General features: G+C 52.1%; 8 protein-coding genes, 2 tRNA genes and 3 rRNA genes. All 13 read left to right on the top strand.

All coding sequences use genetic code 11. The features are described 5' to 3' along the window. Positions 1-233: 233 nt before the first annotated feature. Positions 234-1,732: ribosomal RNA gene (locus tag FSU_RS05255) — 16S ribosomal RNA — on the top strand. Between the two features lie 90 nt (positions 1,733-1,822). After that, positions 1,823-1,896: transfer RNA gene (locus FSU_RS05250), tRNA-Ile, on the top strand. A 6-nt stretch (positions 1,897-1,902) separates the two neighbouring features. After that, positions 1,903-1,975 (top strand) — tRNA-Ala (locus FSU_RS05245). A 175-nt stretch (positions 1,976-2,150) separates the two neighbouring features. Then, a 23S ribosomal RNA gene (locus FSU_RS05240) occupies positions 2,151-5,054 on the top strand. Between the two features lie 104 nt (positions 5,055-5,158). Beyond that, positions 5,159-5,273 (top strand): 5S ribosomal RNA (gene rrf / locus FSU_RS05235). Together the 16S, 23S and 5S rRNA genes with 2 tRNA genes alongside form the textbook arrangement of a ribosomal RNA operon. A 180-nt stretch (positions 5,274-5,453) precedes the next feature. Next, positions 5,454-7,310, top strand: a complete 1,857-nt coding sequence (locus FSU_RS05230) for a polysaccharide deacetylase family protein (protein WP_014545442.1) — start codon at positions 5,454-5,456, stop codon at positions 7,308-7,310. A gap of 3 nt (positions 7,311-7,313) precedes the next feature. Continuing rightward, a complete protein-coding gene (locus FSU_RS05225; RefSeq protein ID WP_014545441.1) occupies positions 7,314-8,003 on the top strand; it encodes a hypothetical protein in 690 nt (229 codons plus the stop codon). Further along, the gene (locus FSU_RS16645) at positions 7,990-8,451 is read left to right on the top strand and encodes a lytic transglycosylase domain-containing protein (RefSeq protein WP_041917826.1); all 462 of its coding nucleotides are present in this window, start codon (positions 7,990-7,992) and stop codon (positions 8,449-8,451) included. Before FSU_RS05225 ends, FSU_RS16645 begins: the two co-directional genes overlap by 14 nt. Continuing rightward, a complete protein-coding gene (locus FSU_RS16640; RefSeq protein WP_276324416.1) occupies positions 8,424-8,678 on the top strand; it encodes a transglycosylase SLT domain-containing protein in 255 nt (84 codons plus the stop codon). Before FSU_RS16645 ends, FSU_RS16640 begins: the two co-directional genes overlap by 28 nt. A gap of 40 nt (positions 8,679-8,718) precedes the next feature. Then, positions 8,719-10,095, top strand: coding sequence for a TolC family protein (locus tag FSU_RS05210; RefSeq protein WP_155808705.1), 1,377 nt, complete (start codon positions 8,719-8,721; stop codon positions 10,093-10,095). A gap of 18 nt (positions 10,096-10,113) precedes the next feature. After that, positions 10,114-10,692: an MlaC/ttg2D family ABC transporter substrate-binding protein gene (locus FSU_RS05205; RefSeq protein WP_014545439.1), complete on the top strand. Its 579-nt coding sequence runs from the start codon at positions 10,114-10,116 to the stop codon at positions 10,690-10,692. A gap of 47 nt (positions 10,693-10,739) precedes the next feature. Beyond that, positions 10,740-11,555, top strand: coding sequence for a hypothetical protein (locus FSU_RS05200; RefSeq protein WP_244263723.1), 816 nt, complete (start codon positions 10,740-10,742; stop codon positions 11,553-11,555). Then, a complete protein-coding gene (locus FSU_RS05195; protein ID WP_015731778.1) occupies positions 11,555-12,259 on the top strand; it encodes a pseudouridine synthase in 705 nt (234 codons plus the stop codon). The genes FSU_RS05200 and FSU_RS05195 overlap by 1 nt, the downstream gene beginning before the upstream one ends. The last annotated feature ends 49 nt before the right edge of the window (positions 12,260-12,308 follow it).

The following is a 12,308-nucleotide window of genomic DNA, read 5'->3' as shown; positions in this document are numbered from 1 at the left end:
CCTCGGACGGGTCACCCAAAACGACCTGAACGAGAGACGAAAGCCCGCGAGACTTTCGGGAAGATTGAAGGAATCGGAGATGTGCTTAGTGACGGCCCAAGAAAATTTCTTGGAAGTCAATTAATCAAGAGGCGAGAGTCGCGACCAAGCTTGCTTGGGCATGACCGAGCCGAAGATTTAAGCGATACTTTAAGTATCGCCATTTACGAAAAACAGGACAGACTATTTAAAAATCAATGAAGAGTTTGATCCTGGCTCAGAACGAACGCTGGTGGCGTGTCTTATACATGCAAGTCGAGCGAGACAGCAATGTCAAGCGGCGAACGGGTGAGTAACGCGTAAGCAATCTGCCCCATATCAGGAAATACCCGTGCCAACGCGCGGTTAATGTCCAGGAGAGTGGCCCTCTGCATGGAGGGTTGACTAGAGATTTATCGGTATGGGATGAGCTTGCGTCCGATTAGCTAGTTGGCGGGGCAACGGCCCACCAAGGCGACGATCGGTAGCCGGCCTGAGAGGGTGATCGGCCACATTGGGACTGAGATACGGCCCAGACTCCTACGGGAGGCAGCAGTAGGGAATATTGCACAATGGGGGAAACCCTGATGCAGCAACGCCACGTGTGGGAAGAAGCATTTCGGTGTGTAAACCACTGTCATGAGGGAATAAGGCCCGCCTCCGGGCGGGATTGAATGTACCTTGAGAGGAAGCACCGGCAAACTTCGTGCCAGCAGCCGCGGTAATACGAGGGGTGCAAGCGTTGTTCGGAATTACTGGGCGTAAAGGGAGCGTAGGCGGAGATTCAAGCGGATTGTACAATCCCGGGGCCCAACCCCGGCTCTGCAGTCCGAACTGGATCTCTTGGATAGTTCAGGGGCAGGCGGAATTCCTGGTGTAGCGGTGGAATGCGTAGAGATCAGGAAGAACACCGATGGCGAAGGCAGCCTGCTGGGGACTCATCGACGCTGAGGCTCGAAAGTGCGGGTAGCAAACAGGATTAGATACCCTGGTAGTCCGCACCGTAAACAATGCATACTGGGTGTCCGGGGGTTCCCCCGGGTACCGTAGCCAACGCGTTAAGTATGCCGCCTGGGGAGTACGTACGCAAGTATGAAACTCAAAGGAATTGACGGGGGCCCGCACAAGCGGTGGAGCATGTGGTTTAATTCGAAGCAACGCGCAGAACCTTACCAGGGTTTGACATGGGAACGCCGCGGCGAGAGATCGCCGTTTTGCAGCAATGCAACGTTCCGCACAGGTGCTGCATGGCTGTCGTCAGCTCGTGTCGTGAGATGTTGGGTTAAGTCCCGCAACGAGCGCAACCCACGTTTCCAGTTGCCACCCGCAAGGGGGCCCTCTGGAGAGACTGCCGGGGACAACCCGGAGGAAGGTGTGGATGACGTCAAGTCCTCATGGCCCTTACATCCTGGGCTACACACGTGCTACAATGGTCGGTACAATGGGTCGCAACGCCGCGAGGCGGAGCCAATCCTCAAAGCCGTCCTCAGTTCGGATCGGAGTCTGCAACTCGACTCCGTGAAGCTGGAATCGCTAGTAATCGTGGGTCAGCACACCACGGTGAATACGTTCCCGGGCCTTGTACACACCGCCCGTCAAGCCATGGGAGAAGGGAGTGCTCTAAGTCGTGCAAGCGCCTAAAGCAAGACCTTTGACTGGGGCTAAGTCGTAACAAGGTAGCCGTACCGGAAGGTGCGGCTGGATTACCTCCTTTAAGGAGTAAATCTGGAACGCAAGTTCCAATACCTGTTTTTCAAAAGACAAACGCCGTCGCATAAGTACATCTCCGATTCTTTTAGAGCCCGGGTCTGTAGCTCAGCTGGTTAGAGCACCGCTCTGATAAGGCGGGGGTCAATGGTTCAAGTCCATTCAGGCCCACTTTCAGGGGTTATAGCTCAACTGGTAGAGCGCCAGCTTTGCAAGCTGGATGTTAGGAGTTCGAGTCTCCTTAGCTCCAGGAAGCACCGACCGGGTGCAGAAAACATCGTCCCAGCGAGGACATGTGAAAATTGAAATTTCGGCATGGAAACTAACAAAGCAATCAAGCATACAGAGTGACTTGAAGCACCAAGAAAAAAACAGGTGGATTCGAGCTGCTCATGCGGCAGAACAGAGCTGAATCGCTGGAATTAGGATTTAAGCGAAGGAATGCACGCGGGGGATGCCTAGGCATCCGCCGGCGACGAAGGACGGGCCAAGCCCCGAAAGTCCGGTACGAGGCGCAAAGGGCCTTTGACTACCGGGGTTCCGAATGGGGAAACCCACGCGCAAGCGTATCCTCTAGATGAATACATAGTCTAGCGGAGGCAAACCCGGGGAACTGAAACATCTCAGTACCCGGAGGAAAAGAAATCAACCGAGATTCCCGTAGTAGTGGTGAGCGAACCGGGAGGAGCCCAGACGGGTTGCGTACAGCGGATTGCGAGCGAAGCGGGATGGAAAGCCCCCCCACAGCAGGTGACAGGCCTGTAGCGAGCAAGAAACTGACGTCCGTCGAAGAGTAGGGCGGGACACGTGAAATCCTGCCTGAAGACGGGGGGACCACCCTCCAAGGCTAAATACGAGCGGATGACCGATAGTGCACAGTACCATGAGGGAAAGGTGAAAAGCACCCCGAGAGGGGAGTGAAATAGCGCCTGAAACCGCGTGCATACATTCTGTCGGAGGGAGGATTCATCCTCCTGACGGCGTGCCTTTTGTTTAATGAGCCAGCGAGTTGCTCGTGTACGGCAAGGTTAAGGGCCTCAGGTCCGGAGCCGAAGCGAAAGCGAGTCTCAACTGGGCGACCAGTCGTACACGGCAGACACGAAGCCTTAGTGATCTACCCATGGCCAAGCTGAAGCGGAAGTAACATTCCGTGGAGGGCTGAACCGATATACATTGAAACGTGTTCGGATGAGCTGTGGGTAGGGGTGAAAGGCCAATCAAACTGGGCGATAGCTTGTTCTCTCCGAAACATATTTAGGTATGGCGTCATGTTAGCTTCACGGGGGTAGAGCACTGGCAGGACTAGGGGGCACACCCGCTTACCAAACCCTATCAAACTCCGAATACCGTGAACGCGATGCATGGCAGACAGCCTGCGAGTGATAAGATCCGTAGACGAAAGGGAAACAACCCTGACCACCGACTAAGCGTCCCCAAGTACGTGCCAAGTGGGAAAGGATGTGGAGCTGCACAGACAGCCAGGAGGTTAGCTTAGAAGCAGCTATCCTTTAAAGAAAGCGTAATAGCTCACTGGTCAAGCGGCTCCGCGCCAAAAATGATCGGGACTAAGCACGTCACCGAAGTCGTGGGCTCTGGCAACAGAGCGGTAGGAGAGCGTTCCGCAGGCCTGGGAAGGCGGGTGGCGATGCCCGCTGGAGGCACCGGAAACGAGAATGCTGGCATGAGTATGCGAAAATGCGGGTGAAAAACCCGCACACCGTAAGTCCAAGGGTTCCCGGGCAAGGATAATCCTCCCGGGGTCAGTCGGGATCTAAGACGAGGCCGAGAGGCGTAGCCGATGACAACCAGGTGAACATTCCTGGACCCTCCGATAAGCGTCATGACCGACGCGGCGACGCATGGGAATTCACGGGGCGGCCGATGGATGCCGCTGAAGGAGTGCGAGTCGCTGGGGCGGCAAATCCCCCCAGCACATGACCCAGGCTCCGGACCCCCGGAAGGCTTCGGCCGGAAGGGGCGCCGCGATGGACCGTGCCAGGAAAAACCGCTAAGGGAGCGAACGGAGGCCCGTACCGTAAACCGACACAGGTGGACGAGGCGAATAGCCTAAGGTGCTCGAGACAACTCGGGAGAAGGAACTCGGCAAATTAACCCCGTAACTTCGGGATAAGGGGAGCCTCCGGTGGTGAGCGTGAACAGCGCGGAGCCTCTGGAGGTCGCAGGGAAACGGCAGAAGCGACTGTTTACCAAAAACACAGGGCCATGCTAACACGCAAGTGGACGTATATGGTCTGACACGTGCCCGGTGCCGGAAGGTTAACAGGAGGGGTCAGCGCAAGCGAAGCCCTGAATCGAAGCCCCGGTAAACGGCGGCCGTAACTATAACGGTCCTAAGGTAGCGAAATTCCTTGTCGGGTAAGTTCCGACCTGCACGAATCGTGTAACGACTTCTGCACTGTCTCCTCCCGGGACTCGGCGAAATTGCAGTGCCGGTGAAGATGCCGGCAACCCGCACCTGGACGGAAAGACCCCATGAACCTTCACTGTATTTTGACATTGGTTTTAGGGCTGGCATGTGTAGGATAGGTGGGAGGCTACGAGCCGGCGACGCCAGTCGTCGGGGAGCCGTCCTTGAAATACCACCCTTGCCCGTTTTGAGATCTAACCTCGTCCCGTCATCCGGGACAGGGACCGTGTCTGATGGTCAGTTTGACTGGGGCGGTCGCCTCCCAAAAGGTAACGGAGGCATCCAAAGGTTCCCTCAGCGCGGTCGGCAATCGCGCGCAGAGCACAAAGGCATAAGGGAGCTTGACTGCGAGACGGACACGTCGAGCAGGTACGAAAGTAGGGCTTAGTGATCCCGCGGTACAGCGTGGAAAGGCCGTTGCTCAATGGATAAAAGGTACTCTGGGGATAACAGGCTGATCTCCCCCAAGCGTTCATAGCGACGGGGAGGTTTGGCACCTCGATGTCGGCTCGTCGCATCCTGGGGCTGGAGAAGGTCCCAAGGGTTTGGCTGTTCGCCAATTAAAGCGGCACGCGAGCTGGGTTCAAAACGTCGTGAGACAGTTTGGTCCCTATCCGGTGTGGGCGTTCGAGACTTGAGGGAAGCTGTCCTTAGTACGAGAGGACCGGGACGGACGGACCTCCGGTGTACCGGCTGTCGCGCCAGCGGCATTGCCGGGTAGCCATGTCCGGATTGGAGAAACGCTGAAGGCATCTAAGCGTGAAGCCATTCCCAAGATCAGGTCTCGCGGGGGCAACCCCCTGAAGGGCCGTCGGAGACTACGACGTCGATAGGCCGCAGGTGTAAGCGTGGCGACACGTTGAGCCGAGCGGTACTAATAGCCCGTGAGACGCTTTTCCTTTCTTTCAACGATTTGGTTCTACTGTCCCGCGTGGGCAGCCCGGACCCGCCTGGCTTCGGCATTCTGGCGATTGCAAAGAGTTTAGGTTCCATGCATGAGTTTGTTTCAGCGGTTATCGAGTGAGGGTCACACCCGTTCCCATCCCGAACACGGAAGTTAAGCCTCAGATCGCCGATGGTACCTGGCCCCCGGGCCCGGGAGAGTAGGTCGCCGCTGGATTCACGGACCCCCCGAGGAAATCCTCGGGGGGTCCTTTCTTTTTTATGCCGCTCGCAAATCACGCGGGGACGTTCGTCTTATTTATTTTGTTATAAAAGCAATTAAAAAACATCTTTGTTTAAGCAATCTCTAGTAACTAATAACTCATAATCTGTATCTAAAATTGCTATTCTTTGTCGCATGAATCCTAGAATATCCTTTGTATTGCAGATGTCGCCATCGACCTCGTATGAAAACCTTGAGGCGGTCGCGCGTAACTTGCTCGAAGGATTGAACGTTCTTCTGAATTCGGAACAGGTAAAGTGCTCCATCTTCTTGGATGGGCCTGTGATTGAAGCGCTTTACAATGTGGCAAAGCCGTTGATGTTCGGCAAGATTCAAAATGCGATTCGCAATGGGGTTCTCGAGTTTTTAGGCGGTGGCTATTACGATCCGATGCTTCCGCTTTTCCCGGAAGATTTGCAGACGATGCAGCTGGAGTTGCATCGCGATTACTTGAAGAAGGTGCTTGGCGCAGAACCGCAGGGATATTTCAATTCCTCGCTGGTGTGGGAGCCGGGCATGGCTGATGTTCTGGAGCGCTCTCGTTTTGATTATGCGCTAGTGACGGAAGCGGCTGTGCAAGATGCGCTTGGACGTTCAACGCCTGTATCTGGCTGGTTTACGCTTGAAGACCGTGGTGCGCTTATTCGCATTGTCCCCGTGTCCGAGGTGCTTTCGAAGGCAATTGCCGAAGACAATCTTTCTTGGCGCTCGGTAGCGGAACAGTATTGCCGTGATGGAAAGTCTGCTATTGCGCTTTTGGATATTCCGTCGGAACCTACCGAGATTATTGAATTCTTCGGGCGCTTTGTAGACTTTGTCGAGATGAATGAGGTTCAGACTAGAACCGTTGGTTTTGCGGTAGATCAGCTTGAAACTTGCGGTACGATTAGTTTCCTTGTTTCGGCGGGTCGCAGGTTAGGCCTCCCTTCCACAGCGCGCACTTGTCGTGAACTTTTGATTCGCCGTCCAGAAATCAATATGCACCACAAGTCTTTCCTGAATTTGTACAGGAGAGCTCGTAGTGTGCTTTCGGGCAAGAAGTGGCTTGAATTTTGCCATGCGCTTTTGCCGGCGATGGCTCCGCTTTATTTTAGGGATATGCACAACCGCTCGGGCATGCGTTCCATGATGGTACGCAAGCGCTCGAATCGCATGTTGCTTTCGGCATCGCAGGTTCTCGATGATCTTACTGGATTCTCTGGGCTTCGCGTGGATGTGTGCGACTTTTTGCTTCGTGGCAAAAAAGTTCTCTTTTGTGAAAACCCGGAATCGTCTTACTTGCTTGACTACCGCATTGGTGGCGCGCTCCGTGCGTGGAATTACAAGGGTGCAAAGACGAATCTCGTGAACTCTTGGCGCGATGACGGCGAACCTTCGTTTGCCTTCTTGGATTGCCTTGTGCCGAATGTGGACTTTACGCCGGTCAAGCTGGAACAGATGCTTTACGACCGCAAGCACTTGCTTGCAGACCCGTATGACTATCGGATTCTGCGTTCGGATGTCGGCACCGAGATAATGCTTGATGAGGAACAGGGCTTTGACAATGAAGAGCGCAAGGCTTTGTTCAAAATAAAGAAAGTCTTTACGTTCCAGGGCGACGCTGCCAAGTTTACTGTTTCTTATGCGATTGATAATCTTGCGTATGTGAATACGAAGGGCTATTTCGGGACGATTCTTGAGCTCGGGCTTTTATCGCATGGCGATGTCAACAAAGTCTGGATTGACGGCAAGAATGTCAGGTGGAATATGATGGAACCGCTTTTGTACCCGGATGGTCAGTCGCTTGAAATTCGCGATGAAAAGGCGGGCTGCGTGTTCCGCATGGCATTTGACCGACCGACGTCTATCTTTATCGGCTCCATTTTTGGAGCGACTTCAACCGCAGCTCCGCAAGCGTTCCAAGGCATTCGCGTGTTCCCGTTCTGGAATGCTCCGTTCAACGTGCTTGACCGCAAAGCGTTCAAGATTTCCGTGTCGGTGACGAAGAGGTAATCTGTGCGTGCGGACTTGATTGACATCCAGGTTGAAGATCGCGGCGAAGAAGTTGAGATTTCTCTGTACGGGATTCTTGGCGAATACCAGCTTTCGGCTGTTCGTGAAAAGCTTGAAATGCTTGTGCGTGGCCCAGGCGTGTTCTTCTTTGTGAATCTTCAGAATGCAAGATTTACGACGGATGCTTATCGTAGCTTGTTCCTTGAAATTCTGAATTTGGTCAAGCAACAAAAAGCGACGCTCATCTTGATTTTTGATAGCGAAGAGTTGCAGGCTTATTTTGAACGCTACCGCAATATCTTTGAAATTTACAAGAGCCGTGAGGAATACCGTAAGTCGGGCATCTCCAAGCAAGTCAATCTTGTTGGGGTGCATTATGAGAAAAAGTCAATAAGCCTTTCTTTGGGCTTTGCTATTTCTGTGGCTTTGTTCCTTGTCGGTTGGGCTGTTAGCTTGTTTGTTATCGTGGTTGGACAGGGGCGTGAGATTTCTGATAAGCAGGCGCAGATTACGGCGCTCGAAAGCCAGAAAGCGCGTTACATCCGCGAGATTGACCGCCTGGAATCGGCGATTGGTCCGATGCGTAAATTGGGCGTTGTGCAGGATACGACTTTGCTGAGTTCCTTTGGCGCTATCCAGGACTGGGTTACTTATTTGGAATTCTTGGAGAAGACTCGTCGTGAAAAAAAGTAGCGTTCGTCTCTCCGCGATGAGCGTAAGCGTCTTGTTTATCATTGGCTTTGCTGTTTTGTTTTTCTTTGCGAGCGAGTGGTATTCCAATAGTCGTAAACTTGAAAAGCTTGCTTATCAGGAACGCATTCTCCATAACGATATAGAACATTTGGAGGTGGTGGGCAAGTGGACGCTTGATTACGTGAAAATTGAAAAGGCGCTCACGTACATGCTTGGCGATAGAATCTCCGAGGTGAGTTTCCGCATGTTGGCAGAAAACTTGTGGCAGATTTCGCAGTCGTATTCACTGGACCCTCTGATTATACTTGCTGTTGTCGCTCAGGAAAGTCGCGGAAACCCGCTTGCCCGTGGAAGGTTCCAGACAGGGAAATTTTCAGGTGCGCTTGGTTTGATGCAGATAAAAATGGAAACCGCTAAAAAATTGGTCGTAGGTTTGGTGTTTTTGTAGAAAATGAAGACGACTTGATGCGCCCGGACGTGAACGTGGTTGTGGGTTCGGCTTACCTGATTCGTCTGATTGGAAAGTATGGAAATTTGAGGGAGGCTCTTGTGGCGTACAACCTTGGCCATACCGCTGTTGACAAGCTCCTTGAAAAGAATGCTCCGCTCCCGACTTCTTACTATGAAGGTGTTGTGAGGCGATATAGGGATTTGGTAAAACACTGTTCCTTTTAAACAAATCTTTTTTTTCTAAATTCTAGCTGTGATTAAGAATTTGTTTTTTATTCTTGCAATGACGGGGATCGCCTTGGCGGGCGAAGTCCGTTATGACTGTTTGCGCTTTGTGGAACAGGGGCTTGCGAGTGACCCGCAGATGGAAGAACTGCGTTATGGCACCGAAGCCAAGAAAAATAAGATTAGTGCGCTCAAGTCCGAAGTCATTTTGCCGACTTTCTATGTGTCGATGATGGTGGGGCCTGCTCCGGGTCTCAAGGAATACAACGATTACTATTTCAATCAGTCTGGGGATACTCTAGGAATTGAAAAGGCTGAAAAGTACGATTTTTCTAGAATGGGGCCTTTCTGGGGTGTCGAAGCCAAGTTTGTCCAGCCGCTAAATTTGGGCCAGTATCGTACGGGTAAGCAGGCTTTGGAAGCTGATTTGCAGCAGAAGACTTTTGAAATTGAAAATTCAACGCTCAAGAAAGAAGTTGAACTCCAGAGTTATTATTACAACTATCTCCTTGCTCTTGAAATGAAGCGCATTGCCGCCGATGCCCAGAAACAGGTGGACAAGGCATATGACCAGCTTGAAGAGGCTTTGGACGAAGATGAGCCGACGGTTTCGCAGACGGACCTTTTGAACTTGAAGGCTAAAATGCATACCGTCAAGGAAGGCGTTATCGAGGCTGACCTTGGCATGAAACGAGTTCAACTGGCGATTCGTTTTGCTCTTGGCTTGCAGGACGGCGAAACTTTTGCAGCCGAGGATACAATCCTTGCGATGAGACCGGAACCGATGCCGACGGAGGATCAGGTTCGTGAGTTGACCATCAAGCATAATCCTGAACTGAAGCAGCTTGAAGCGGGGTTGCGTGCTCGCCGATTCCAGATGGATTTGGCGGAGGCGAAGCTTGCTCCCGAGTTCTTTGTCATGGGGCAGTTTGAATATGTGAAGAGCTGGGCCGGTAACCGTAACGTGGTCCAGAAAAACGCTTTTGCCCAGGATGCCGTGAACAAGATTTCGGGGCTTATCGGTGTTGGCTTAAGGTACCGTTTGAACTTCTGGAAGAGCTGGGAAGAATTTCGCCAGGCAAGAACGGAATATCGCGGTCTTAAGCTGAAGGAAAATTACGCCTCGGAAGGGCTTGTGGCTAAGGCTGTTGAACAGTATTATCAGGTAGTGGCCGCCAAGGGTAAGCTTGACGCTTTGCGTGAAAGCCTGCGTGCAACGGAGTCGCTTTTGAAAGATGCCGCCATGAAATACGACCTCGATAAGTCCCAAACTAGCGCTCTTGTATCGGCCTATACGCAGAATATAACCATGCAAAAAGATTATTATTTCGCAGTTTGCCGATATAACGTCGAATTTGCCGGATTAGTGGCAAAGATGGGGTTGTCTCTTAGCGACTATAAAACGTATTTTAAGTAAAAAAGAGGAGATTCTAAGATGTTTAAGAAAATTTTGATCGCTATTGCCTGTGCTTCGCTCTTGTCTTTTGCTGCCGAAGATCCGGTGTCTGTTGTGAAGAGCAAGGACGTTGAACTGCAGAACATCATCAAGAAGTCCAAGCGTACCGCCAAGGAGACGGAACGCGTCAAGAACCTTTTGAATGATTCCTTTGACTTTGCTCTCTTGGCTAAGAAGTCCTTGGCCGCTAGTGACTGGAAGGCTCAGGACGAAGCTTCTCAGCAGAAGTTCGTGACGGAATTCCAGCGCATGGTCCGCAACTCCAGTGCAAATCGCCTTGAACTTTATCGCGCCGATTCTACGATTTATGAACCGGCCAAGATGAAGGGTACGGACGATGCTCGCGTTGTCGCTCACTTGTGGAACAAGGGCAAGGAATCGGTGCTCGAATACAAGATGACGCTTGTGAATGGCAAGTGGAAGGCTTGGGACTTGGTCATCGATGACCTTTCTACGGCCCGTAACTACAAGGAACAGTTCAGCAAAATCCTGAAAGACAAGAGCTTTGCCGAATTGATCGACATTATCAGCAAGAAGGCTGACGAAGCCGAAAAGTAATGGGCTTTCTTTCCTGGCTCTTTTGTGTAATTCTCGTTGTAGCGCTTGTGCTACTGCTTTTCCCGTTTGCATTTCGAATTGATTTCCAGGCCGGGGAGCGCGGTGTGCGGGCGCTTTTCTTTTTTTTCAAGAAGAAGGTTTACGAGTACGAGAAGAAGTGGAAGGAAGAAGCTGGCAGTAAGGAACTGGCGGTAGATAGTGAAAAGCTAGAGCCGCAAGATGCGCCGCCGATGGTTGAAGCTGTTGCGAAAAAGCCTGCAGAAACTCCCAAGACGGAACATCTGGAGGCGAGTGATAGTGGTGCCGGTAACGAGAGTGAGCCGCCGACTGAAGTAAAATCTTCGTCGGTTGTTGAAGTCGCGAAGCCTGATGATGAGAAACCCGCTGACGAAAAAAAGCCGAAGAAGGAAAAACGCAAGCTTTCGGATCGTGAATTTTGGACCATCATTTTGACGCCGGATTTTGATGCTAGGGCGTTCAAGTACATTCTGAAAATTTTGAAGGCGGTGCTTTCGCTGTTTCGCGTGCGCTTTAGAGATTGCTTTGTTGAAGGTGTCCGCACGGATTACCAGACCATGGGCTATATCGCTGCGGTGAATGGATTCTTGAAGGCGTACTCATACGTTGGCGATTGGGACTTGAGAATGGACTGGTGTAACGAAAAGGAACTCCGCGCTGCTGGATCGGTTCACTTGAGCATTACGTTGCTCCGCATTTTCTGCTTTACTTTGGAAACGCTTGTGCTGGCTGGAATTTTGGCGTTTAGCTTTTGGCGCCGTCGCGCACATGTGATTAAAACAAATGAACTTCCGCAACTCGGCTTTATCCGTAGACGGATTCTTGAATTTATTTTGGAGGACTGATGGCTGTTTTGACTTTGGAACGTTTGCTTGCCTCGATGGGCTTTGGTAGCCGCAAGGATGCGCGTGGGTTAGTGCGCATGGGCCTTGTGGAACTGGATGGCAAGGTTCTCGATGACCCGTTCATGGAATTCAAGACGCGTCCGGAGTTTATCACGGTGAATGGCGAAGAAGCGCCGACAGTTGAAAAGCTGTACGTGATGCTTTACAAGCCGACGGATGTGGAATGCAGCCACAATGCCCGTGACCACAAGCCTGTGTATGATTTGCTGCCGGAGCGCTTTACGGCAATGGGTATCCAGTCCGTCGGGCGCTTGGATGCGGATTCTTCGGGACTCTTGTTGCTCTCGAATCAGGGTGACTTTATCCACAAGGTCGAAAGCCCGAAGAAGGGACTCTGGAAAAAGTATCGCGTGACGCTTGCACGCCCGTTTACAGATGCGCAGAAGGCGGAACTCTTGGCGGGCGTGATGCTCAAGGACGAAAGACGTCCGGTGCTGGCTCGTGAGATTGAAGTGAGTGGAGATGCGGTGGACATCTCGATTGGCGAGGGACTGTACCATCAGGTTCGTCGTATGTTCGCCGCAGTCGGCAATCACGTCGAAACTCTTGAACGCATTGCGATTGGACCGGTTGTTCTGGATCGTACGCTGGGTGAGGGCGGTTGGCGATTCTTGACGGATGAAGAAGTCGCTGCACTGTCGTAATAAAGGAGATGCCCGCTCAGTGGCGGGCATGACAAAGAAAAAGAAAAGC

The sequence above is a fragment of the Fibrobacter succinogenes subsp. succinogenes S85 genome, assembly GCF_000146505.1.
Classification (GTDB): Bacteria; Fibrobacterota; Fibrobacteria; order Fibrobacterales; family Fibrobacteraceae; genus Fibrobacter; species Fibrobacter succinogenes.
Note: the sequence above shows the minus strand (reverse complement) of the source record. Positions and strands in the feature narration are given on the sequence as shown.